Source organism: Bradyrhizobium iriomotense (assembly GCF_018129405.1).
Taxonomy (GTDB): Bacteria; Pseudomonadota; Alphaproteobacteria; order Rhizobiales; family Xanthobacteraceae; genus Bradyrhizobium; species Bradyrhizobium iriomotense_B.
Genome location: NZ_JAFCLP010000004.1, coordinates 211,327 through 235,931, shown reverse-complemented (window position 1 = coordinate 235,931; position 24,605 = coordinate 211,327). Strand labels below are relative to the sequence as shown.

Below are 24,605 nucleotides of genomic sequence, written 5' to 3'. Positions count from 1 at the left end.
GACTTCCCTCAATTTCGGACATTGGCGCTAGTGTGCCTTTCGCTCCACCGCGATCGCCGTGGCTTCGCCGCCACCGATGCAGAGCGCCGCGACACCGCGCTTGAGGTTCTGTGCCTCCAGTGCGTGCAGCAGCGTCACGATCAGCCGCGCGCCGGTGGCGCCGATGGGATGACCGAGTGCGCAGGCGCCGCCATTGACGTTGAGCTTGTCGCGGGGAATGCCGAGATCGCGCTGCGCCGCCATCGCCACCACGGCGAAGGCCTCGTTGATCTCGAACAGGTCGACGTCACCTGCGCTCCAGCCGACCTTGTCCAGCAGCTTGCGGATCGCCGGGATCGGCGCCGTCGTGAACCATTGCGGCTCCTGGCTGTGCGTGGCGTGGCCCTTGATCTCGGCGAGAACGGGCAGGCCGCTCTGATCGGCAAGCGAGCGCTTCGTCAGCACCAGCGCGGCAGCGCCGTCGGCATTGGCGGAGGAGGCCGCCGGCGTGATCGTGCCGTTGGCGCGGAACGCCGGCTTCAACCCGGGGATCTTTGCGGGATCGACCTTCAGCGGATGCTCGTCGTTGGCGATGATGCGGGGACCTGCCTTCTCTGTCAGCGTGATCGGCGCGATCTCCGCCTTGAACGCGCCGCCCTCGACCGCCTTGCGGGCGCGGCTCAGCGTCTCCATCGCATAGGCGTCCTGGTCCTTGCGGGTGAACTGATAGACCTCCGCGGTCGCTTCGCCGAAATCGCCCATCGAGCGGCCGGTCTCGTAGGCGTCTTCCAGGCCGTCCATCATCATGTGGTCGATGATGCGGTCATGGCCGGCGCGATAGCCCCCGCGCGCCTTGGCCAGCAGATAGGGCGCATTGCTCATGCTCTCCATGCCGCCGGAAACCACGATGTCGGCCGAGCCGGCGCGGATGATGTCGTGCGCCAGCATGGTCGCCTTCATGCCGGAGCCGCAGACCTTGTTCACCGTGGTGGCGCCGGTGGCGTCGGGGAGGCCAGCAGCGCGCGCGGCCTGCCGTGCCGGCGCCTGGCCTTGTCCGGCCGGCAGCACGCAGCCCATGAAGACCTCGTCGACCTTTTCGGGCGCGAGCTTGGCGCGTTCCAGCGCCGCACCGATCACATGCGATCCGAGCTTGTGCGCGGGGAGTGGTGAAAGCTCGCCCATGAAGCGACCGAGCGGGGTACGGGCGGCGGAGACGATGACGACGGGATCGGCGGCTTCGGCCATGACGGGACTCCCTGGCGATGACGTTGTAAGATTACGATCATCATATGATGCGGCGCAAAAAAAGCAACCGCGCCGGGGATGAGAAAATGTCGTGGGTCGGATGAAGTTTTTTGGCGGAGCCGAGTTGCCTCCCCCAACGTCGTCCCGGCGAAGGCCGGGACCCATAGCCACCGAGTCAAGTTGAACGAAGACCGGTCGTTACGAGCTCCTCGTCCCAACTTCTTCCCGGCGTATGGGTCCCGGCCTTCGCCGGGACGACACCGAGGGTGGTTGTAAGGAGGGGCAAACAATAGGCCGCGTCCGCTAGCCTAGGGCCTACCGCTTCCTGTTCACAAACGCGCCCATCAGCCGCGTCGGCTCGTCCGTCAGAAACGACTCGCCGAACACTTTCACGCTGAGGTTCACTGACTCCGTCAGGGGCAGCTCCTCCCATTGGCGCAGCAGAGCCTTTTGCGATCGCAGGGCCTCGGGGCCGCATTCAAGCAGCGCGGTCACGAGATGCTCGATCTCCGCATCGAGCCCGCCCTCCGGCGCGACCTTGTCGACCAAACCCCAGGCCAGCGCGGTGGCTGCATCGATGTTCTCCGCCGTCATCACCAGCCAGCGCGCGCGGGCCCAGCCGATCAGGCGCGGCAGCAGCGCGGCGTGGATTACCGAGGGGATGCCGACACGCACCTCCGGCATGCCGAAATGGGCATCATGGGCGGCGATGCGGAAATCGCAGGCGGCGGCGACCTCGAGCCCGCCGCCGAGGCACCAGCCGGGCATGCGCGCGATCACCGGGGCAGGGAACTGGCGCACGGCCTCGCAGAGATCACGCAGGCGGCTGATGAAGGCTTCGGCCGACTTCTGGTCGAGCCTGGCCATCTCCTTGATGTCGGCGCCGCCGATCATGCTCTTCTCGCTCTGGCCGCGTAGCACCATGACGCGGATGCTGCGGTCGGTGGCGAGCTTTTGCAAAGCTTCGCGCACCGCGTCGGTCACGGGCGAGCCCAGAATGTTCAGCGTGCCGGCGTTGCAGATCGCGACATGGACGACGCCGCGCGCATCGCGCGTGATGCCGCAGTGGTTGTTGAGCATTTCCATCTTGGGATCTCGGTGCTTTCGTGGAAGGCGCGAAGCGCGCCGGTCGGGATCACTTCCGGGCCGAAACGCCTTGCTTGTCAAGCGGGCGAGGGTGGAGAGTTGCCAGCGCGAAGTCCGTGGCATAGTATGATGAGTATCATTCAAAAGGGCGCCCCATGACCGACACCGATCAACTCGACCTGTTTTCGCCCGCGCAACGACGCGAACGCGTGGTGGACTGGCAGGTCCCTGCGCCGGTTGCCAAGGTGGCCATGGGGCTGTCGGGCATGGACGCCATGCTCGGCATCCGCGATGGCCGACTGCCGCCGCCGCCCTTCGCCAAGCTGATCGGCTTCACCATGGCCGTGGTCGAACCGGGCCGGATCGTGATGGAACTGGAGCCGCGCGAGGATCTCGAAAATACCATCGGCCTGCTGCACGGCGCAACTGCCGCGGCCCTGATCGATACCGCCATGGGCTGCGCGATCTCGACCCGGCTGGAGGCGGGGCAGTCCTCCGTGACCCTCGACCTGAAAATGACGTTCCTGCGGCCGCTGTCGGTGCGTTCCGGGCTGATCTCGGCCGAAGGCAAGATCATCAAGCTGGGACGCCAGACCAGCTACACCGAGGGGTTCGTCCGCGACGGCAAGGGTGCGCTCGCGGTCCATGCAACTGCAACCTTCTCCATGATCGGCAATGGCTGAACACGAATTAATTCACCGCCTGGTCCATTTCTGTGTTATGAGATGATCTCCGACATGCAATGAGACGTCCATGCGCTATTCCCGGGAACACAAGCAGGAAACCCACGACCGCATCGTGAAGAAGGCCTCGGTGCGGCTGCGTGAAAAGGGCGCCCATGGCATCGGCGTCGCCGACCTCATGAAGGAGGCGGGCCTGACCCATGGCGGCTTCTACGCGCATTTCGATTCCCGCGAGGCGCTGGTGATCGAGGCCTTTGCCTACGCCATGGACCGCTCGATGGAGCATTGGCGCAAGATTACCGGTGAGGCCTCGCCCGAGAAGCGGCTGGCGCTGATCGCCGAGGCCTATCTCTCGGCGCTGCACCGCGACAATCCCGGCCACGGCTGTTCGATCCCTTCGCTCGGCGCCGAGATCGCCCGCGAGAGCCCGAAGACGCGCAAAGCCTTCGCCGGCAAGCTCGACGAGATGATCGAGATGATGACCGACTACATTCCAAACGTGCCGCGCAAGACCGCGCGCAAGCAGGCGATCGCGACCTTGGCGACGATGGCCGGCACCATGCTGCTGGCGCGGATCGCCGGCTCCAGCGAATTGTCCGACGAACTGCTGAAGGCGGGCCGGGACAGTGCGCTCGAGGGCGCGAAGCGCGAGCCGAAGATGGCGGCGGCGAAGAAGGCGAGGCAGAACTAGACGAGATGCCGTAGGGTGGGCAAAGGCGCGGCAGCGCCGTGCCCACGTTTTCCATGATCGCAAAGATTTGGTGGGCACGCTTCGCTTTGCCCACCCTACGGCACCGGTGCTACCGTCCCGCAAACAGCGCCCGCTCGCGCTCCACGATCTCCGAGATGTAATCCGCCACGGCCCTGATCCGCGCCAGGTCCTTGCTGTCGGCGTGCATCAGCATCCAGAACGTCCGCGTGATCGAGATGTCGTCCGGCAGCACGGCCACCAGTTGCGGATAGTCGCTCGCCATGAAATGCGGCAGCACGGCGATGCCGAAGCCGGAGAGGGTGGCGTTGAGCTGCGCGATCAGATTGGCGCTGCGGAAGCGCGCGGAAATCCGCGGCGACACCTGCGGCAGATAGTCGAGCTCCGGCGTGAACAAGAGCTCCTCGATGTAGCCGACGAAGCGGTGCTGCGGCAGGTCCTGCCGCGAGGTGATCTCAGGGAAACGGTCGAGATAGGCGGGCGCGGCATAAAGCCCGAGGCGGTAGTCGAGCAGCTTGCGGCCGACGATGCGGCCTTCCTTCGGCATGGTCAGGCTGATGGCGATGTCGGCCTCGCGCTTGGAGAGGCTGAACAGCCGCGCGGTAGCCACAAGTTGCAGATCGAGATCGGGATACCGGTCCGCGAACGGCGCCAGCCGCGGCGCCAGGAAGGCGGTGCCGAAGCCGTCGGGCGCGCCGATCCGCACCGTCCCGGTCAGCCGCGCCACCGAACCGCCGACCTGTTCCTGGTTGGCAACGATGGTCGATTCCATGGCTTCGGCGCTGTCGGCGACGCGCTGGCCGGCCTCGGTGAGGAGATAGCCGGTCTTGCGCCGGTCAAACAGCTTGGCGGAGAGGTGCTTTTCCAGCCGGTCGACGCGGCGGATCACCGTGGCATGGTCGACGCCGAGCTGTTTTGCCGCAGCCGACACCGAGCCGCCCCGCACGATGGCCAGCACGAAGCGAAAGTCGTCCCAGTCGATGTGACCTTGATCCAGCATTTTCGCACATCTATGGTGCATTATCTCAGACTTGAATCCTATAAAATGCAGGTCAATAGGATTTGTCAAAGCGACCACGCTCGGCCTGAAGGAGACCATTCCATGCGTTCAATCGGACATTTCATCGGTGGCAAGGAGGTCAAGGGTACCTCTGGCCGCACCGCCGACGTTTTCGAGCCGATGACCGGCGACGTGCAGGCCAAAGTGGCGCTGGCGTCCAAGGCCGAGGTCCGTGCCGCCGTCGAGAACGCCCGCGCCGCGCAGCCCGAATGGGCTGCGACCAACCCGCAGCGCCGCGCCCGCGTGATGATGAAGTTCGTCGAGCTGGTGCAGCGCGATTACGACAAGCTCGCCGAGCTGCTGGCGCGCGAGCACGGCAAGACCGTGCCCGACGCCAAGGGCGACATCCAGCGCGGCCTCGAAGTCGCGGAATTCGCCTGCGGCATCCCGCATCTGATGAAGGGCGAGTACACCGAAGGCGCCGGCCCCGGCATCGACATCTATTCGATGCGCCAGGCGCTCGGCGTCGTCGCCGGCATCACGCCGTTCAACTTCCCGGCGATGATCCCGATGTGGAAGTTTGCCCCTGCGATTGCTTGCGGTAACGCCTTCATCCTGAAGCCGTCGGAGCGCGATCCCGGTGTGCCGATGCTGCTCGCCGAGCTCATGATGGAGGCGGGTCTGCCGGCCGGCATCCTCAACGTCGTCAACGGCGACAAGGAAGCGGTCGACGCCATCCTCGACGATCCCGATATCAAGGCCATCGGTTTCGTCGGCTCCACGCCGATCGCGCAGTACATCTATGAGCGCGCGGCCCAGACCGGCAAGCGCTGCCAGTGCTTCGGCGGCGCCAAGAACCACGCCATCGTCATGCCGGACGCCGACATGGACCAGGCCGTCGACGCGCTGATCGGCGCCGGCTACGGCTCGGCCGGCGAGCGCTGCATGGCCGTGTCCGTCGCCGTCCCCGTCGGCAAGTCCACCGCCGACCGCCTGATGGAAAAGCTGATCCCGCGCGTCGAGTCGCTCAAGATCGGCACCTCGATCGATCCCTCGGCCGATTACGGTCCGCTGGTGACGCGCGAGGCGGTCGAGAAGGTCAAGAGCTACATCGACATCGGCATCAAGGAAGGCGCAACCCTCGCTGTCGACGGCCGCGGCTTCAAGATGCAGGGCTACGAGAACGGCTTCTATCTCGGCGGTTCGCTGTTCGACAACGTCACCAAGGACATGCGGATCTACAAGGAAGAGATTTTTGGCCCGGTGCTCTCGGTCGTGCGCGCGCACGATTACAAGGAAGCGCTGGCGCTGCCGTCCGACCATGACTATGGCAACGGCGTTGCCATCTTCACCCGCGACGGCGACGCCGCGCGCGACTTCGCGGCCAAGGTCAATGTCGGCATGGTCGGCATCAACGTGCCGATCCCGGTTCCGATTGCCTATTACACCTTCGGCGGCTGGAAGAAGTCCGGCTTCGGCGATCTCAACCAGCACGGTCCGGATTCGGTCCGCTTCTACACCAAGACCAAGACGGTGACCTCGCGCTGGCCGTCCGGCGTCAAGGAAGGCGCGGAGTTCTCGATCCCGCTGATGAAGTAATCTCCTCAGCCGTCATTGCGAGGAGCCCTTGCGACGAAGCAATCCAGACTGTCTCTGCGGACGGATGCTGGATTGCTTCGTTGCGCTCGCAATGACGATGGACTGAAAGGGTAGGCGGCAGCATGCAATTCGCTCTGAACGAGGAACAGATCGCGGTTCGCGACATGGCGTTGGCGTTTGCGGCGGAGAAGATTGCGCCGCACGCGCTGCGCTGGGACGAGGAGAAGCATTTCCCCGTCGACGTGATGCGCGAGGCGGCAACCCTCGGCATGGGCGGCATCTACATCCGCGAGGATGTCGGCGGCTCCGCCATGTCGCGGTTCGACGCGGCGCTGATCTTCGAGGCGCTGGCAACGGGCTGCCCGACCACCTCGGCCTTCATCTCCATCCACAACATGGCGAGCTGGATGATCGATGCCTTCGGCAGCGACACCCAGCGCCATCAATGGCTGCCGAAGCTCTGCACCATGGAGCTGATCGCGAGCTACTGCCTGACCGAACCGGGCGCGGGCTCGGACGCGGCAGCGCTGCGTACCCGCGCGGTGCGTGACGGCGACCATTACGTCCTCAACGGCCAGAAGCAGTTCATCTCGGGCGCGGGTGGCACCGACATTCTGGTCGCGATGGTGCGCACCGGCGGCGACGGGCCCGGCGGCATCTCGACGCTCGTCATCGATGGCAAGACGCCGGGCGTTTCCTTCGGCGCCAATGAGCGCAAGATGGGCTGGAACGCGCAACCGACCCGCGCTGTGATGTTCGAGAATGCCCGCGTGCCCGTGGTCAATCGCCTGAGCGAAGAGGGCACAGGCTTCAAGATCGCGATGGCCGGCCTCGACGGCGGCCGCCTCAACATCACGGCGTGTTCTCTTGGTGGTGCCCAAACTGCGCTCGACAAGGCGCGCAGCTATATGAAGGAACGCAAGGCGTTCGGAAAACGCCTCGACGAATTCCAGGCGCTGCAATTCCGTCTTGCCGACATGGCGATCGAGCTCGAGGCCGCACGCACGTTTTTGTGGCGCGCAGCTGCGGCGCTGGATCGGAAAGACCCCGACGCCACCATGCTGTGCGCGATGGCCAAGCGCTTCGGCACCGATGTCGGCTTCGAGGTCGCCAACCATGCGCTCCAGCTGCACGGCGGCTATGGTTACTTGAGCGAATACGGCATCGAGAAGATCGTGCGCGATCTGCGCGTGCACCAGATCCTCGAAGGCACCAATGAAATCATGCGGCTCATCGTGGCGCGCAAACTGATCGAGGGCGCGCGATGAGCGGAGCGGAAGAGGGCGATCTCGTCGCCCGCGTCGAGGGCGCGGCCGGCATCATCCGGCTCAACCGCCCCAAGGCGATCAACGCCGTGACGCTGGAGATGTTTCGCGACATCGAGAAGGCGCTCGACCGCTTCGAGGCCGATCCGGCCGTGGCCGTGATCCTGCTGGAAGGCGCCGGCGAGCGCGGTCTCTGTGCCGGCGGCGACATCCGCACGCTCTGGGAGAGTTCGAAGGCTGGTGGCGACCTCGGCAAGATCCTGTGGCGCGAGGAATACATCCTCAACGCCCGGATCAAGAAGTTTCCAAAGCCCTATGTCGCCTTCATGGACGGTATCGTGATGGGCGGCGGCGTCGGGCTTTCCGCCCATGCCAGCCATCGTGTCGTCACCGATCGCACGAAGCTTGCGATGCCCGAGGTCGGGCTCGGTTTCTTCCCCGACGTCGGCGGCACCTATCTGCTGTCGCATTCGCCGGGCGAGATCGGCACCTATTTCGGGCTCACCGGCCAGACCATGAACGGACCGGACGCGATCCACGCGAAGTTCGCGGACTGGGTGGTGCCGGCTTCGAGGCTGCCCGAGCTGCGCGAGGCGCTGACGAAGGTGCGCCCGGGCGCGACCGCCGCCGAAGTCGGAAAGCTCATCGATGGCTTTGCAACCGGCGAGACCGCGGGGCCGGTCGCCGCGAAGGAGCCGGCGATCGACGCGCTGTTCGGTTTCGACCGCATGGAGGACATCGTCGCGGCGCTGAAGCGTGACGGCTCCGACTTCGCTCAGGCCACGCTGAAGACGCTGGGCGAAAAATCGCCGCGCGGCATGGTGGTGACGCTGAAGCTGCTGCGCCTCGCGCGCGCATCTTCGAGCCTGGAGGAATGCCTGGTGCGCGAATATCGCGCCGCGCTGGAAGTGTTCCGCAGCGACGATTTCCGCGAGGGCGTGCGCGCGGCCGTGATCGACAAGGACCGCAATCCGACCTGGTCGCCGCCGCGGATCGAGGATGTCACGCCGGACATGCTTGCGCCGTATCTCGCCGAGATCGGCGCCGACGAACTCAAATTCAACTAACAACGCTCAATCGGAGGAAACAACAATGGCCACGATCGCATTCATCGGTCTCGGCAACATGGGCGGCCCGATGGCCGCTAACCTCGTCAAGGCCGGCCACAAGGTGGTCGCGTTCGACCTCGTCGAGGCCTCGCGCAACCAGGCCAAGGCCGACGGCGCCGGCATCGCCGACAGCGCCGCGGGCGCGGTGAAGGGCGCCGATGTCGTCGTCACCATGCTGCCAGCCGGCAAGCATGTGCTCGGCGTCTGGAACGAGGTGGTGCCCGCCATGACCAAGGGCGCGCTGATCATCGACAGCTCCACCATCGACGTCGAAAGCGCGCGGCAGGCGCATGCGCTGGCCGCCAACAGCGGCGTGCTCTCGGTCGATGCGCCGGTCTCCGGCGGCACCGGCGGCGCCAAGGGGGCGACGCTCACCTTCATGTGCGGCGGTGAGGAGAAGGCATTCGCCGCTGCAAAGCCGGTGCTCGAAAACATGGGCAAGAAGATCGTGCATTGCGGCGGCGCCGGTGCCGGCCAGGCCGCCAAGATCTGCAACAACATGATCCTCGGCATTTCCATGATCGCGGTGAGCGAGGCCTTTGCGTTGGCTGAGAAGCTCGGGCTCTCGCATCAGGCGCTGTTCGATGTCGCCTCGACCTCGTCAGGCCAGTGCTGGTCGCTGACCACCTATTGCCCGGTGCCGGGCCCGGTGCCGACCTCGCCCGCCAACAACGACTACAAGCCGGGCTTTGCCTCGGCGCTCATGGTGAAGGACCTCACCCTGGCGCAGGATGCGGCGAAGGCTGCGGGCGCGGCGACGCCGCTCGGCAAGCATGCGCAGGAGATCTATCAGTCTTTCAACGCAGCCGGCCAGGGCGGGGTGGATTTTTCCGGAATTATCAAGCACGTTAGGAGCCTTGCCGCGAAATAACGGAGTCCCGATGACGACCTTTCAGGAAGCGCGCGCCTTTCTGCTCGAGCACCGCACCGACTACGATGCGGCCGTAAAGGGATTTCGCTGGCCCGAGCCGGTGCCTTTCAACTGGGCGCTCGACTGGTTCGATACCGAGTTGGCGCACAATCCGGAAAGCCGGGACCGCATTGCGCTCTGGATCGTCGACCCCGGCGATAAGGAAACCAAGCTTTCATTCGCCGCGCTGTCACGCCGCTCCAACCAGGTCGCCAACTTCCTGCGCGGGCAGGGGCTGAAGCGTGGCGATCATCTGTTGCTGCTGCTCGGCAATGTCGTGCCGCTGTGGGAGACCATGCTGGCAGCGATGAAGCTGGGCGTCGTCGTGATCCCCGCCACCACGCTGCTGACGCCGGATGAATTGCGCGACCGGCTCGACCGCGGCAGAGCGAGGGCGGTGGTCGCGACGCAGGATCAGGTCGCAAAATTTGCCGGCCTCGGTAGCGATGGGCTGGTACGCATCGTGGTCGGCGCAACCGCGAAGCAAGACGGATGGCTGCCGTTTGGCGAGGCGGATAGCGCGCCGGAAGACTTTACGCCCGACGGGCCGACCAATGCCGATGACCCGATGCTGCTTTATTTCACCTCTGGCACGACGGCAAAACCAAAACTGGTACGGCACAGCCAGCGCAGCTATCCGGTTGGACATCTCTCAACCATGTACTGGCTCGGGCTGCAGCCTGGGGATGTACATCTGAACATTTCTTCACCCGGATGGGCAAAGCATGCGTACAGCTGTTTCTTCGCTCCCTGGAACGCCGGGGCCACTATCTTCATTCTCAACCAGCCGCGCTTCGAGGCAAAAGGACTGCTCTCGGTGATCGAGCGCCACCGGATCACCACGCTCTGCGCGCCGCCCACCGTGTGGCGGCTGCTGATCCAGGAGAAACTCACGGATTACAAGGTGAGACTGCGCGAAGTTCTCGGAGCAGGCGAGCCGCTCAATCCGGAAGTGATCGATCAGGTACGTGCCGCCTGGGGGCTCACGATTCGGGACGGCTACGGTCAGACCGAGACGACGCTGATCGTCGGCAATTCTCCCGGGCAGAAGCTCAAGATTGGCTCGATGGGCCGTCCGATGCCCGGCTATCGGGTGAAGATCGCAGACGCCGACGGCAATGTCGCCAAAGAGGGCGAGGTGAAGGTGGTGCTTGGTTCCGATCGCCCCGCAGGCCTCATGCAGGGCTATCAGGGGGACGATGGCAGGTTGACTGGCACGGACGCCGCACTCTACAGCACCGGCGACGTCGTGTTTGCCGATGACGAGGGCTATCTCACCTTCGTCGGCCGTTCCGACGACGTCTTCAAGTCCTCCGATTACCGCATCAGCCCGTTCGAGCTGGAAAGCGTGCTGCTGGAGCATGAACAGGTGGCCGAAGCCGCCGTCGTCCCGAGCCCTGATCCGATCCGGCTCGCGATCCCCAAGGCGTACGTGCTGCTGACCTTGGGTGTGGAGTGTTCGCCGGAGACCGCGCTCTCGATCTTCCGGCACCTGCACGCGCGGCTGGCGCCGTTCAAGCGCATCAGGAAGATCGAGCTGGTGACGGAACTGCCGAAGACGATTTCCGGCAAGATCCGCCGCGTGCAGTTGCGCCGGCTCGAACAGGAGAATAACCGCGGTGACGCGCTGCGCGGCGCCGAGTACCGCGAGGAGGATTTTCCGGAGCTGGCAAAGACACGGAGTGAGACCTAAGTGAACGAAGTCTGGAAGAAGCCGCCTGTCACGCTCGAGGCCTATCAGGCCATGGTCGGCAAGGAGATCGGCGTGTCGTCGTGGCACCTGATCGACCAGCCCCGCATCGACACCTATGCCGACGTGATCGAGGATCACCAGTTCATCCATGTCGATCCGGAACGCGCCAAGGAGGAAACCGCCTTCGGCACCACGATCGCGCATGGTTTTCTCACGATGTCGCTGCTGTCGATCATGTCCTATGAGGTGATGCCCGTGATCGCGGGCACCACGATGGGCGTGAATTACGGCTTCGACAAGCTGCGCTTCATCTCGCCGGTGCGCTCAGGCAAGCGCGTCCGCGGCCGCTTCGTGCTCGCCGAGGCCAAGCTGCGCAAGCCGAATGAGCTGCAGTCCCGCACCAACGTCACGGTGGAGATCGAGGGCGAAGAAAAGCCAGCGCTGGTCGCCGAGTGGCTCGGCCTGATCTATTTCGCCTGACCTGAGGCGTCGTTGCCGGGCTTGACCCGGCAACCCATCGCTGCTCAAAAGCTCTCCAAATCGCGCTCGGTGCACCCTCTCCCCCTTGTGGGAGAGGGTGGCTTCGCGGAACGCGAAGCCGGGTGAGGGGTATCTCTCCACGAACTCGGCTGCCGAGAGATACCCCTCATCCGGCGCTTGCGCGCCACCTTCTCCCGCAAGGGGAGAAGGAAGAAAGGAAGCACAATGGCAATCAGGTTCGACGGACGCGTCGCCATCGTCACCGGCGCAGGCAATGGTCTCGGACGCGCGCATGCGCTGGGGCTCGCCAGCCGCGGCGCGAAGGTCGTGGTGAACGATTTCGGCGGCGCGCGCGACGGCACCGGCGGCTCGCTGACGCCGGCCGAGGCCGTGGTCGAGGAGATCCGGAAAGCGGGCGGCATCGCGATGGCCGACGGCGCCGACGTCTCCAATTTCGAGCAGGTCACCGCGATGGTCGAGCGCGCTACCAGGGAGTGGGGCAGCGTCGATTTGATGTGCGCCAATGCCGGCATCCTGCGCGACAAGTCGTTCGGCAAGATGGAAGCCGCCGATTTCCAGAAGGTGCTCGACGTGCATCTCGTCGGCACCTTCTATTGCTGCAAGGCGGCCTGGGCCGGCATGCGCGACCGCAATTATGGCCGCATCGTGCTGACGACGTCGTCGTCCGGCCTTTACGGCAATTTCGGCCAGGCCAATTACGGCGCGGCCAAGTCCGGCATGGTCGGCCTGATGAACGTGCTCGCCGAGGAAGGCCGCAAGAACAACATCCGCGCCAACATCATCTCCCCGACCGCCGCGACCCGCATGACCGAGGAGCTGCTGCCGCCGCAGGCGCTGCAACTGATGAAGCCGAACGCTATCACGCCCGCCGTCGAATACATGCTGAGCGAGGACGCGCCAACCCGCACCATCATGGGCGCCGGTGCCGGCTCGTTTGCTGTGATCAAGATCCTGGAGAGTGAAGGTATCAACCTGCCGGAGTCCGAATGGACGCCCGATGCGATCGCCGCCCACTTCGCCGAGATCAGCGATATGTCGAAGGCGAGGGCCTTGCAGGGCGCGTTCGAGCAGACGCAGAAATATGTGGCGCAGGCCGCAGCGCGGGCGGGGATCAAGCTCTGACTGACGTCGCCGTCATCGGCGCAGGTCCCGCCGGGCTGATGGCGGCGGAGGTGCTGGCGCAGGGCGGTGCCCGTGTCACCGTCTACGACGCCTTGCCGTCCGCGGGCCGCAAATTCCTCATGGCCGGTCGCGGCGGGCTCAACCTCACCCACAGCGAGCCGCTGCCGCAGTTCATGACGCGCTACCGCGAGGCGGCACCGAAGCTGCAAGCCGCGATCGAAGCGTTTGCGCCGGATGCGCTGCGCGATTGGAGTGCGGCGCTTGGGCAGCTGACGTTCGTCGGCAGCAGTGGACGGGTGTTTCCAAAAACGTTCAAGGCTTCGCCGTTGCTCCGCGCCTGGTTGCGGCGACTGGATGCGGCCGGCGTGCAATTCGCATTTCGGCATCGCTGGACCGGATGGGACGAGCAGGGGCGCCTGCAATTTCAAACACCCGATGGCCGGCTTGCCATCGCCGCCGATGCGACCGTGCTCGCGCTTGGCGGGGCGAGCTGGCCGCGGCTCGGATCGGACGGCGGTTGGGTCGAACTTCTCGCGACAAGAGGCATTGCCGTCTCAAAACTCCGGCCGGCCAATTCCGGCTTCACGGTCGCATGGTCCGATGTGTTCCGCGACCGTTTCGAGGGCCAGCCCCTCAAGGGCGTGGCGCTGACCATCGGCGCACACACGATGCGCGGCGAAGCGATGATCACCCGCAGCGGTATCGAAGGCGGCGCGATCTATGCGCTGTCGGCGGAGCTGCGCGAGGCGGTGCTGGATCTCGGGCAGGCGCGGCTGACAATCGCATTGCGGCCCGACCTCGACGCCGCCGCGCTGACCACACGCCTGTCAGGCACGCGCGGCAAGCAATCGCTCGCAAATTTCCTGCGCAAGGCCGCGCAATTGTCGCCGGTCGGCATCGGCCTGATGCAGGAGGCCGCCATCGCCTCCGGCCGGCCGCTCGCATCGCTCTCGCCGGCCGAGCTGGCGCAGCTGATCAACGCCATTCCGGTTCAGCTCACCGGCGTCGCCCCGATCGAGCGGGCGATCTCGACGGCAGGCGGGATCACCTTCGACGAGCTCGACGAACGCTTCATGCTGCGCAAATCTCCCGGCGTGTTCGCCGCCGGCGAGATGCTCGATTGGGAAGCGCCGACCGGGGGCTATCTGCTCCAGGCGTCGTTTGCGACGGGGGCTGCGGCAGGCAGGGGCGTGCTGGGGTGGTTCGCCCAATCGCAGAAATCGTAGGGTGGGCAAAGGCGCGAAGCGCCGTGCCCACCATCTTTCGCAGTTATCACGAGAAGTCGTGGGCACGCTTCGCTTTGCCCACCCTACGGCAGTTTGCCGCTCGAAGGATGCGCGGGCGCTCCGGCGCCTATCGCAGCTTCCCCCGTGCCGCCACCGGCAGCGTGCCGATGATCTCCTCGCCGCGCACCATCACGACCTCGTCCATCATGTTGACGACGACGCAGACATGGTTCGGCACGATGCGGACGACATCGCCGACATTCGGGCGCGTGTTGCTGCGGGAGAGGTCGAGGAAGCCGTGCTCCTCGGCGAACTTCGCGATTCTAGCTTCGGGGTGCTCCAGGATCAGGCCGTGGCCGTCGAGCCCGCCGGTGTCCGTCGTCAGCGTCTTCGAGCCGGCATCGAGAATGCCGCGCTCGGGCGCGGCGCGGCTCACCACTGTCGAATAGATGTGCAGGGCGCAGTCGTCCCAAGTGGCAGATCCCGCGGCGACCTGCATGCGGTCGTTGTAGATGTAGGTGCCGAAGCGATGCTCGGTGCCGCCCTTGAGCTTGCCGATATTGACGAGGTTCGGCGTGCCGCCGGTCGAGACGATTTTTGCATCGAGCCCGTGCGCGCGCACACCGGCCAGCGCCTCGTCGTAAAACTTCTGCGCGTCAGTCCAGCCGGTCTCGGTCGGGTACAGCATGAAGCCGGCGAACTGCAGTCCCTTGGACGCCGCGATCTCGCGCGCGAGCGCAATCGCCTCGGCCGGTGTCTCGACGCCGGCGCGCTTGCGGCCCGTGTCGCATTCGACCACGACCGAGAGCGGACGCCCGGAGGCCGCGGCAGCCTTGGGCAGGCCGGCGACGACCGTCGAGTTGTCGGCCGCCACCGTCATGTTCGCCTTCGCCTGCAACGCACCGAGCCGCGCCATCTTCTCGTCGCCGAGCAGATTGTAGCTGATCAGGATGTCGTCGATGCCGGCATTGGCCATGATCTCGGCCTCGCCGAGCTTCTGGCAGGTGATGCCTTTCGCGCCGGCCGCCACCTGCATCTTGGCGATGGTCGGGTTCTTGTGCGTCTTGATGTGGGGGCGGTTGGCGATGCCGGCGTCGTCGCAGGCCTTCTGGATGCGCGCGATATTGCGCTCGACCCTGTCCATGTCGATGACGGCGCAGGGCGTGCCATATTCGCGGGCGATCTTGGCGGCAAGGGCAGTTGTCATGGGAGTCTCTTAGTTGGCGCGCATTCTGATCGCAAAACCGGTACCCACTTTTGCAGAATGCGCGCTAGGCCTGTTCGATCTCTTCGCGGAGCATTTCAAGTTCGAGCCAACGCTCTTCGGCGGCAGACAATTCTTCGTGCGCCTTGGCGATCGCGGCCGACGTATCGTCGAATTTCTTGCGATCCTTGGCGTAGAGGTTGGGATCGTCGAGCACGCGCTGCAATTTTGCAATATCGGCGTGAAGCGTTTCCATCTTGTTCGGCAACGTTTCCAGCGCGTGCTTCTCGTTGAAGCTCAGCTTCCGTTTCGGCGCCGACGACGGAGCAGCGGCGCGCTCCTCTTTCTTCTCCGCAGCTGGTTGCGGCTTCGCCGTTTCGCGCTTGAGGTCCGCACCGCGTTGCGCCAGCATATCGCTGTAGCCGCCGGCGTACTCGATCCACTTGCCGTTGCCTTCAGGCGCGATCACGGAGGTGACGACGCGATCGAGGAAGTCGCGGTCATGGCTGATCAGGATGACGGTGCCATCGTAGTCGCCGAGCATCTCCTCGAGCACGTCGAGGGTTTCGAGATCGAGGTCGTTGGTCGGTTCGTCCAGCACCAGGAGGTTCGACGGCTTTGCCAGTGCGCGCGCCAGCATCAGCCGGCCGCGCTCGCCGCCCGAGAGCACTTCCACCGGCGTGCCGCGCTGCTCCTGCGCGAACAGAAAGTCCTTCATGTAGCCGACGACGTGCTTCGGCTTGCCGCCGACCATGATCTGATCGCCACGGCCGCCGGTCAGTGCTTCCGCCAGCGTCGACTTGGGATCGAGGCTTTCGCGGTGCTGGTCGAGCGTGGCCGTCTCCAGATTGGCACCTAAACGCACGGTGCCGGAATCCGGCTGCGAACCGCCGGTAAGCAGATTGACCAGCGTGGTCTTGCCGGCGCCGTTCGGGCCGATGATGCCGAGCCGGTCGCCGCGCTGGATGCGGGTCGAGAAATTCTCGACGATTTTTCTCTCGCCATAGGCCTTGGTGATGCCCTTGGCCTCGATCACCAGCTTGCCGGATTGTTCGGCTTCCGCCGCAGCGAGACTGGCGGTGCCCGCCGTGCCGCGATAGTTGCGGCGCTGGTCGCGCAGCGCGTGCAGATTGGCGAGGCGCTTGACGTTGCGCTTGCGCCGGCCCGAGACGCCGTGGCGCAGCCAGTGCTCCTCGTCGACGATCTTGCGGTCCAGCTTGTGCTGGTCGCGCTCTTCTTCCGCGAGCACCTCGTCGCGCCAGGTCTCGAACGAGGCAAAGCCGCGGTCGATCTGCTTGATCCTGCCGCGGTCGAGCCAGGCGGTCGAGCGCGAGAGATTGGTGAGGAAGCGGCGGTCATGACTGATGATCACGAGCGCACCGCGCCGGCTGTCGAGCTCCTGCTCCAGCCACTCGATGGTGGAGAGGTCGAGATGGTTGGTGGGCTCGTCCAGCAGCAATATGTCGGGCGAGGGCGCCAGCACGCAGGCGAGCGCGGCGCGACGCGCCTCGCCGCCGGAAAGATCATGCGGGTTCTCGTCGCCGGTGAGGCCAAGCTGCTCGAGGAGGTAGCGCGCCTGGTGATGGTCGTCACCCGGCGCGAGCCCCGCCTCGACATAGGCGCGCGTGGTCTTGTGGTCGCCGAAGTCCGGCTCCTGCGGCAAATAGCGGACTGTCGCACCGGGCTGCACGAAGCGCGTGCCGCCGTCGGGCTCGACAAGGCCCGCCGCGATTCTGAGCAGCGTCGACTTGCCCGAGCCGTTGCGGCCGATCAGGCAGACGCGCTCGCCTGGCGCGACATTGAGCTCGACGCCCGACAGCAGCGGCGTGCCGCCAAAGGTCAGCCTGATGTCTTTCAGTTGGATCAGCGGCGGCGCCATGATCAGCCCTGACTCAAATTCTGGCTCGTTGCGGCCTGATCGGCGCGGCGGCGCTGGATCCGGCGCAGCGTCTGGTCGAGCGCCGAGAGGAACGCGGAGCGGTCGCGCGGGGAGAACGAGCGCGGGCCGCCGGTGACCTCGCCCGCGGAGCGCAGATCCGTCATCAGGTTGCGCACCGCCAGCGTCATCCCGATCGACTCCTCCGTGAACGGCTTGCCGTTCGGGGCGATCACGTCGGCACCCGCCTTCACGCAGCGGCTGGCCAGCGGAATGTCCGATGTCACGACGACGTCGCCGGGCTTGGCCCGCTCCGCGATCCAGTCGTCGGCCGCGTCCATGCCCGCGCCGGCCGCAATGCGCTCGATCAGCGGGTCCTGCGGCACGCGAATGAAATTACCGGCGACCACGCTCACGGGCACGCCGTGCCGGATGGCGACGCGGTAAATCTCGTCCTTCACGGGACAGGCGTCGGCGTCGACATAGATGCGGGTGGGAGTGTCGGTCATTCCGCCGCGTGGTACCCCATTCGGGCCGCAAAGGCGAGGGGATTGACCGCTGTTCCCCGGGGCCTACGATTGGCCCTGAAACAACAAGAATTTGGGGAAAGGCCCACATGCCGAACCGGCTCGAAACCTGGCGTGTCGAGGCGGTCCGCGGGGACCGAACCCGGAATCTCGAGGTTCTCAGGTGCGCAAAGTGCGCACCGTAGTTCGATGCTTCGCATCGCCCCGGAACGACTGGTGAGATTCAAAGTCGGTGTCATGCCCCGCGAAGGCGGGGCATCCAGTACGCCGCGGCTTCTCGGTCAATCGCTGCCGCCTCGGCGTACTGGATCGCCCGGTCAAGCCGGGCGATGACAGTGGAGTTTGTAGCGACGATAGCACCCCTCACGCCGCCTGGCCCTTCGCGTCCTGGATCGCGCGCCACACCCGTTCCGGGGTCAGCGGCATGTCGATGTGCTTGATGCCGTAGTCGGAGAGCGCGTCGAGCACCGCGTTCACGACCGTCGACAGGCTGCCGGCGCAGCCGGCTTCGCCGCAGCCTTTGCTGCCGAGCGGATTGGTCGTGGCCGGCACCGGGTGGTCGCCGACGGTCATGAACGGCACGTCCTCGGCGCGGGGCAGGGCGTAGTCCATCAGCGAGCCCGTGATCGGCTGGCCGCTCTCGTCGTAGCGGACGTGCTCCATCAGCGCCTGGCCGATGCCCTGGACCACGCCGCCATGGAGCTGGCCTGCGACCAGCAGCGGATTGATCACCGTGCCGAAATCGTTGACCGCGCTGTAGCGCACGATCTGCACCACGCCGGTCTCAGGGTCGATCTCGACCTCGGCGACATGGCAGCCGTTCGGGAACGCGGAGGCGACCGGTTCACTGGTGTGGTCGACGTCGAGCGAGTCAGGCACGCCATCGGGCACCTTGCCATCATGCAGCTTCCTGGCGAGCTCCATGATGTCGATGCTGCGGTCGGTGCCGGCGATCGTAAAGCTGCCATCGGCGAACTCGATGTCGGCTTCGGACGCCTCCAGCATATGCGCGGCTGCACGCTTGCCTCTTTCGATGACGAGCTTGGCGGCCCCAACAATGGCCTGGCCGCTCGCGGTGATCGAGCGCGAGCCGCCGGTGCCGTTGCCGGTGTGGACGATGTCGCTGTCGCCCTGCACGAGCTTGACGCTCTCGAAGGGCACCCCGAGCTGATCGCACAGCACCTGCGCGAACGGCGTCGCATGGCCCTGGCCGTAATCGAGCGTGCCGGTGATGAGCTGCACGGTGCCGTCAGCATCAAACACGATCTTGCCGAGCTCGGGGCTCGGCGGCGCGGTGACCTCGAGATAGGAGCCGACGGCGATGCCGCGCAGCTTGCCGGCCTTCCGGCTATCCTTCTTGCGCTTGGCAAAATTCTCGTGGTCGGAGATTTCCAGCGCCTTGCTGAACACGGCCTGGAAGTCGCCGCTGTCATAGGTGACGCCGGAGGACGCCGCGAACGGGATCTGGTTCGGCTTGATGAAGTTGCGCTTGCGCAGGGTCAGCCGGTTGATGCCCATCTCGTCGGCGGCGCGGTCGATCAGCCGCTCCATGTAGTAGTTCGCCTCGGGCCGGCCGGCGCCGCGATAGGCGCCCATCAGCGTGGTGTTGGTGAGCACCGTCTTGATGTCGACGCCCATCAGCGGCGTGCGGTAGACGCTGGAAAAATTCTTGCCGGTGTTGAGCGAGAGCGGCCCCGGCGCAACGCCGGTGATATAGGCGCCGAGATTGCCGTAACCCGAAAGCTTCGCCGCGAGGAAGTGCCCCTCGGCATCGAGCGCGAGCTCGGCATGGATCTTCTGCGCGCGGCCGTGACTGTCGGAGAGGAAGCTGGTGGAGCGCTCGTCGAGCCACTTCACCGCCCGTCCCAGTGCCTTCGCCGCGTACAGGATGCACATGTATTCGGGATAGTTGATGTTCTTCATGCCGAAGGAGCCGCCGACATTGGCGGTGAGGATGCGCACCTTCTCGTTCGGCACTTTCAGGTTCTTGGCGAGATTTGCGCGGTTGCCCGCAACGCCCTGCGTCGGCACCTGAAGCGTGTAGCGCTCGGTCTTCTCGTCGTAGGAGGCTAGCCCAACGCGCGGCTCCATCGAGACCACGGCGACGCGGGTGTTCTCGATGTCGATCCTGGTGACGTGGGCGGCGCTGGCAAAGGCTGCATTGACCTTGTCCATGTCGCCATAATGGTAGTCGAGCGCGACATTGTTCGGGATGTGGTCGTAAAGCTGCGGCGCGCCGGGCTTGGCGGCTTCCTCGGGATCGGTCACCGCCGGCAGCGGCTCGATGTCGAGTTCGACCGCCTCGGCCGCGTCGCGCGCCTGGGCCAGCGTCTCCGCCACCACGAAGGCGACGGGATCGCCGACGAAGCGGACCTTGTCGGTCGCCAGCGGCTGGCGGTTGGTCTGCAGCAAAGGCGAGCCGTCACGGCTCTTCAGCGGCAGGCCGCAGGTGAACGGGCCGTAGCCGGCGGCATCGAGGTCCTTGCCGGTCCACACCCCCAGCACGCCCGGCATCGCCTTGGCGGCATCAAGGCCAATGCCGCGGATGACGCCATGGGCGTGGGTCGAGCGCACGACCACGGCGTAGACTTGGCCGGGCAGGTTGAAATCGTCGGTGTAGCGGCCCTTGCCGCGCACCAGGGTGTCGTCCTCCTTGCGGCGGACGGGCTGCCCGACGCCATATTTTTGCAGTGCAATAGCGTTTTCGAGCGTGGACGATTTGGTGTGTTCTTGCATGGAATCGACCTGAAAAGCCGGCATTTGCGCGATTTTGCGGGGCGCCTGGAGGGGGCCGGACCCCCTTCAGATAACCCACCACCCCGTTCACGACAACGCACGAATGGGCATGGTCCTATGTGATGCGTTGTTGCGCAGGCCCGCCGCGCTGCTAATGTTTCAGGCGAAAAAGCAATTCCAGATCGGCCCCACCCGGCCGCGGAAAGACAGTTTGTATGAATGACCACACGCGGCTCCGCGACGGCCATGCGCCGCACGGTGAGCTGGATGGGTCGATGGCGGCGGTGGCATTGGCCACCGGACCGGCCGTCCCCGCGCAAGTCGCCGGAACCGGCGTCTACGCGGCGCTGGACCTCGGCACCAACAATTGCAGGCTGCTGATCGCCTGTCCGACCCAGGACGGCTTTCGCGTGGTCGATTCCTTCTCGCGCATCATCCGGCTCGGCGAGGGGGTCTCGGCGACCGGCTCGATCAGCGAGGCCGCGATCGAGCGCGCCATAGCGGCGCTCAGCATCTGCCGCGACAAGATCAATCTGCGCAAGGCGCGGCGGTTGCGGCTGATCGCGACCGAAGCCTGCCGGGCGGCCTCGAACGCGGAGGGGTTTCGCAGCCGCGTCGCGGCCGAGACCGGCATCGAGCTCGAGGTGATCGACCGCGAGACCGAGGCCGCGCTCGCCGTGCTCGGCTGCTCGCCGCTGGTCGACCCGAGGGGGCGCGGCGCCATCCTGTTCGACATCGGCGGCGGCTCGACCGAACTGGTGCGGATCGAACGTGACCCGGAGAATCCGGAACCTCGGATCAAGGCCTGGATGTCGATCCCGTTCGGCGTGGTCACGCTCGCCGAGCAGTTCGGCGGCCGCGACGTGACGCCGGAGATCTATGCCGCGATGGAGCGCGAGGTCGCAAGCCATGTCGCGCCGTTCGCCCATGAGCACGGCCGCGATCTCACTGAGATGCATCTGCTTGGCACGTCGGGCACGGTGACGACGCTGGCCGGCATCCATCTCAATCTGCCGCGTTACGACCGCCGCCGCATCGACAGCATCTGGATGAACGATTCCGACATCACCGCGACCATCAACAAGCTGCTCGGCATGAGTTACGAGGAGCGTGCGAACAACAGCTGCATCAGCGTCGAGCGCGCCGACCTCGTGCTGGCGGGCTGCGCGATCCTCGACGCCATCAGGCGCGCCTTTCCGCTGCCGCGCCTGCGCGTCGCCGACCGGGGCTTGCGCGAAGGCATGCTGGTCGAGATGATGCGCGAGGACGGCGCGCTCAGGAGCTGGTGAGAATGGCCAAGGACACCACCGGCCGCTTGCACGTCCAGGTCAAGACCGGCGGCAAGCGCAAGCTGTCGTCGAAGCTGTGGCTGGAGCGGCAGCTCAACGATCCCTATGTCGCCAAGGCCAAGGCGGCGGGCTATCGCTCGCGCGCCGCGTTCAAGCTGCTGGAGATGGACGACAAGTTCCGGCTCTTGAAGCCCGGCATGGCCGTGGTCGACCTTGGTGCTGCGCCCGGCGGCTGGAGCCAGATCGCCGCCAAGCGCGTCGGCTCCACGGAAGGCAAGGGCAAGGTCGTCGCCATCGACCTGCTGGAGATGCCCGAGATTCCCGGCGTCGATTTCGCCCAGCTCGATTTCATGGACAATGATGCGCCTTCGAGGCTCACCGCGATGCTGGGCGGCGGCGCCGACGTCGTGATGTCGGACATGGCCGCCAACACGACCGGCCACCGCAAGACTGACCAGCTCCGCATCGTCGGCCTCGTCGAGACGGCGGCCGCGTTCGCCTGCGATGTGCTCAAGCCCGGCGGGACGTTCCTCGCCAAGACGTTCCAGAGCGGCGCCGATGCCGAGCTGCTCGCCCAGCTCAAGCGCGACTTTGCCACGGTGCGTCATGTGAAGCCGGCAGCGAGCCGGCAGGATTCATCGGAACGCTACGTGCTGGCGACGGGGTTTCGGGGTGGGGCGTAACCACCACCGTCGTCCCGGCGCAGGCCCTAGTGCATGCACACATCTTCTGGAGTCTTATCAACGACTTGGCTCGCGAACGCAGAGAAATGATGCATTCTCGCGAAGCTGCGCTCGCGAACTTTCGTCATCGAGCAGCGGCCAAGTCCTTGATCAAGAGTCGGTTTTTCGACTCGAAAAGATGTGTGCATAGCCTAGGGCGCAGGCCGGGACCCATACGCCGTGCAGCAATTGTAGGAACGAGATGGCAATTGGCAATCTTCGCCAAATGTCATCTTGTGGTTATGGGTCCCGGCCCCCGTGCGCAATTGCGCACTAGGCCGGGACGACACTGAAAGTGTGGCGCCCGCTCGCCTAACTACCCCAGCCGCTGATCCCGCACGTCCTGCGTATCTTCCGTTGCCGCCTTCACGGCGGCCTTGGCTGCGCCCTTGCCGGCGCCCTTGCGGCTCGCGATCTCCACCGCCTTGCGGCCGGAGATCTCGTGGCCGGCATCGGCCGGCATCTGCCAGAAGAACCAGCTCGATGCTGCCGAGGTCAGCGCGACCACGACGAAGGCGGGCGCGAACACGGTGGCGTTGAGCTCGCTGACATGGCTGAGCCACATCGTCGTCTCCACGGAGGCCGCGCCGACCGCGACGCCGGCGGAGACCGCGAGCTGCTGGTTGACGCTGACGAGCGTGGTGGCGCGGCTCATCTGCGGGCTCTCCACGTCGGCATAGGCGACCGTGTTGATGGCGGTGAACTCGAGCGAGCGGAAGAAGCCGCCGACCACCAGGATCACCATGATGATGAGCAGCGGCGTCGTCACCGTGAACAGCGCGCAGACGCCGAGGAAGAAGGCGCTGACGATCGCATTCACCGTCATCAGATTGCGGAAGCCGAAGGTACGGATGATGCGCGCCGCCAGCGTCTTCATGCCCATGGCCCCTAACGAGGAGGCGAAGGTGACGAGACCGGAATGGAACGGCGACAGGCCGAAGCCGATCTGCATCAGGAGCGGCAGCAGGAACGGCAGCGCGCCGATGCCGAGCCGGAACAGGAAGCCGCCATAAATGGCCGCGCGCAGCGTCGGCAGCTTGAGCAGCGAAAAGTCCAGCACCGGCGATCCCGTCCGCCGCGCGTGCAGGACATAGAGCGTCATCGAGATCGCGCCGCCCACGACCAGCGCGGCCACCGTGCTCCAGGGCAGCAGGTTGAGCCCGGCGACGGAGAGACCGAACGCGATGCCGGCAAGGCCGATGCCGGCGAGCACCATGCCGTAGAGATCGAACGGCTCCTGGGTCTCGCTCTTGATGGGATCGATGAACTTCAAGGCCATGAAGATGCCGAGCAGCCCGATCGGGATGTTGATCAGGAAGATCCAGTGCCAGGACGCGTAGGTCGTGATGAAACCGCCGAGCGGTGGGCCGATCACCGGGCCGATCAGGGCAGGGACCGTCACCCAGGCCATGGCATTGACCAGCGCGCTCTTGTCGACCGAGCGCAGCAGCACGAGGCGCCCGACCGGCGTCATCATCGCCCCGCCCATGCCTTGCAGGATGCGCGCGAACACGAAATCGGTAACCGAGGTCGACAGCGCGCAGCCGACCGAGCCGACCATGAACACCCCGACGGCGATCGCGAACACCATCCGCGCGCCGAAGCGGTCGGCGGTCCAGCCGCTCGCCGGGATGAACACCGCAAGCGACAGCAGGTAGGAGGTGATCGCGAGCTTCAGCGTCAAGGGGCTGGTGCCGATGTCGGCCGCAATCGCCGGCAGCGAGGTGGCGATGACGGTCGAATCCATGTTCTCCATGAAGAGAGCAGTGGCCACGATCAGCGGAATGATGCGTTGCTTGTCGACCATGACGGATTGGTAATGAAAATCGGAAGGACGGGTGAGAATTGCGGCTTATCACCGCCACCGGGCCGCGACCATTGCGGATCGACGCATAGCACCTAAATCCCGCGTAACAACGGTGTGACCCTCCCTCGTCATTCCAGGGCGCGCCCCTTGGCGCGAGCCCGGAATCCATTGGGCCGCAGGGTCCGCTGGGGGATGGATTCCGGGCCCGCGACTTCGTCGCGCCCCGGAAGGACGGTGGCTGGGGCGCGCACGGGCTATCCACGCCGAATTTACCCTAAAAAGCCTGTGCATGGCTGGCCAGCGGCTCGAATTGCTTT

The 24,605-nt window shown here is 65.6% G+C and carries 20 protein-coding genes; 12 read left to right on the top strand and 8 right to left on the bottom strand.

The window, feature by feature from the left end:
- Positions 1-27: 27 nt before the first annotated feature.
- Positions 28-1,224 carry an acetyl-CoA C-acyltransferase gene (locus tag JQ592_RS12575; protein ID WP_211403168.1) on the bottom strand — a complete coding sequence of 399 codons (1,197 nt, stop codon included), beginning with the start codon at positions 1,222-1,224 and terminating at the stop codon, positions 28-30.
- A 315-nt stretch (positions 1,225-1,539) separates the two neighbouring features.
- A complete protein-coding gene (locus JQ592_RS12570) occupies positions 1,540-2,310 on the bottom strand; it encodes an enoyl-CoA hydratase (protein WP_211403167.1) in 771 nt (256 codons plus the stop codon).
- A gap of 155 nt (positions 2,311-2,465) precedes the next feature.
- Between JQ592_RS12570 and JQ592_RS12565 the strand changes: the two genes are divergently transcribed.
- On the top strand, positions 2,466-2,993 hold the full coding sequence (locus JQ592_RS12565; RefSeq protein WP_211403166.1) for a PaaI family thioesterase: 528 nt from the start codon (positions 2,466-2,468) through the stop codon (positions 2,991-2,993).
- Between the two features lie 70 nt (positions 2,994-3,063).
- The gene (locus tag JQ592_RS12560; protein ID WP_211403165.1) at positions 3,064-3,684 is read left to right on the top strand and encodes a TetR/AcrR family transcriptional regulator; all 621 of its coding nucleotides are present in this window, start codon (positions 3,064-3,066) and stop codon (positions 3,682-3,684) included.
- 109 nt (positions 3,685-3,793) lie between these two features.
- Here JQ592_RS12560 and JQ592_RS12555 read toward each other — a convergent pair whose 3' ends face one another.
- Complete coding sequence (locus JQ592_RS12555) at positions 3,794-4,702, bottom strand: LysR family transcriptional regulator (protein WP_211403164.1); 909 nt, start codon at positions 4,700-4,702, stop codon at positions 3,794-3,796.
- 102 nt (positions 4,703-4,804) lie between these two features.
- On the opposite strand from JQ592_RS12555, the gene JQ592_RS12550 reads away from it, so the two are divergent.
- From JQ592_RS12550 to JQ592_RS12515, 8 genes are all read left to right on the top strand, one after another.
- Complete coding sequence (locus tag JQ592_RS12550) at positions 4,805-6,301, top strand: CoA-acylating methylmalonate-semialdehyde dehydrogenase (protein WP_211403163.1); 1,497 nt, start codon at positions 4,805-4,807, stop codon at positions 6,299-6,301.
- Between the two features lie 122 nt (positions 6,302-6,423).
- Entirely contained in the window at positions 6,424-7,569 is a 1,146-nt protein-coding gene (locus JQ592_RS12545) for an isobutyryl-CoA dehydrogenase (RefSeq protein WP_211403162.1), read from the top strand.
- The gene (locus tag JQ592_RS12540; protein ID WP_211403161.1) at positions 7,566-8,633 is read left to right on the top strand and encodes an enoyl-CoA hydratase/isomerase family protein; all 1,068 of its coding nucleotides are present in this window, start codon (positions 7,566-7,568) and stop codon (positions 8,631-8,633) included. Before JQ592_RS12545 ends, JQ592_RS12540 begins: the two co-directional genes overlap by 4 nt.
- Positions 8,634-8,658: 25 nt before the next feature.
- Positions 8,659-9,546 (top strand): 3-hydroxyisobutyrate dehydrogenase, encoded by an 888-nt coding sequence (mmsB, locus tag JQ592_RS12535; protein WP_211403160.1) that lies wholly within the window; start codon positions 8,659-8,661, stop codon positions 9,544-9,546.
- A gap of 10 nt (positions 9,547-9,556) precedes the next feature.
- Positions 9,557-11,278, top strand: coding sequence for an AMP-binding protein (locus JQ592_RS12530; protein ID WP_211403159.1), 1,722 nt, complete (start codon positions 9,557-9,559; stop codon positions 11,276-11,278).
- A complete protein-coding gene (locus JQ592_RS12525; protein ID WP_211403158.1) occupies positions 11,279-11,758 on the top strand; it encodes a MaoC family dehydratase in 480 nt (159 codons plus the stop codon).
- Positions 11,759-11,983: 225 nt separating this feature from the next.
- On the top strand, positions 11,984-12,901 hold the full coding sequence (locus JQ592_RS12520; protein WP_211403157.1) for an SDR family NAD(P)-dependent oxidoreductase: 918 nt from the start codon (positions 11,984-11,986) through the stop codon (positions 12,899-12,901).
- Positions 12,898-14,127, top strand: a complete 1,230-nt coding sequence (locus JQ592_RS12515; RefSeq protein ID WP_211403344.1) for an NAD(P)/FAD-dependent oxidoreductase — start codon at positions 12,898-12,900, stop codon at positions 14,125-14,127. The genes JQ592_RS12520 and JQ592_RS12515 overlap by 4 nt, the downstream gene beginning before the upstream one ends.
- A gap of 127 nt (positions 14,128-14,254) precedes the next feature.
- Here the strand turns inward: JQ592_RS12515 and JQ592_RS12510 are convergent, their stop codons facing one another.
- The 4 genes from JQ592_RS12510 to JQ592_RS12495 form a co-directional block, all read right to left on the bottom strand.
- A complete protein-coding gene (locus JQ592_RS12510; RefSeq protein ID WP_211403156.1) occupies positions 14,255-15,334 on the bottom strand; it encodes a D-TA family PLP-dependent enzyme in 1,080 nt (359 codons plus the stop codon).
- A gap of 64 nt (positions 15,335-15,398) precedes the next feature.
- A complete protein-coding gene (locus JQ592_RS12505) occupies positions 15,399-17,210 on the bottom strand; it encodes an ABC-F family ATP-binding cassette domain-containing protein (protein WP_211403155.1) in 1,812 nt (603 codons plus the stop codon).
- Positions 17,211-17,212: 2 nt separating this feature from the next.
- Complete coding sequence (locus JQ592_RS12500) at positions 17,213-17,716, bottom strand: YaiI/YqxD family protein (protein WP_211403154.1); 504 nt, start codon at positions 17,714-17,716, stop codon at positions 17,213-17,215.
- Between the two features lie 381 nt (positions 17,717-18,097).
- Complete coding sequence (locus tag JQ592_RS12495) at positions 18,098-20,470, bottom strand: xanthine dehydrogenase family protein molybdopterin-binding subunit (protein ID WP_211403153.1); 2,373 nt, start codon at positions 20,468-20,470, stop codon at positions 18,098-18,100.
- 215 nt (positions 20,471-20,685) lie between these two features.
- Between JQ592_RS12495 and JQ592_RS12490 the strand changes: the two genes are divergently transcribed.
- Positions 20,686-21,759 carry a Ppx/GppA phosphatase family protein gene (locus JQ592_RS12490; RefSeq protein WP_211403152.1) on the top strand — a complete coding sequence of 358 codons (1,074 nt, stop codon included), beginning with the start codon at positions 20,686-20,688 and terminating at the stop codon, positions 21,757-21,759.
- Positions 21,760-21,761: 2 nt separating this feature from the next.
- Positions 21,762-22,442 (top strand): RlmE family RNA methyltransferase, encoded by a 681-nt coding sequence (locus JQ592_RS12485; protein WP_211403151.1) that lies wholly within the window; start codon positions 21,762-21,764, stop codon positions 22,440-22,442.
- Between the two features lie 355 nt (positions 22,443-22,797).
- Here JQ592_RS12485 and JQ592_RS12480 read toward each other — a convergent pair whose 3' ends face one another.
- Positions 22,798-24,288 carry an MFS transporter gene (locus JQ592_RS12480; RefSeq protein WP_211403150.1) on the bottom strand — a complete coding sequence of 497 codons (1,491 nt, stop codon included), beginning with the start codon at positions 24,286-24,288 and terminating at the stop codon, positions 22,798-22,800.
- Positions 24,289-24,605 lie beyond the last annotated feature (317 nt).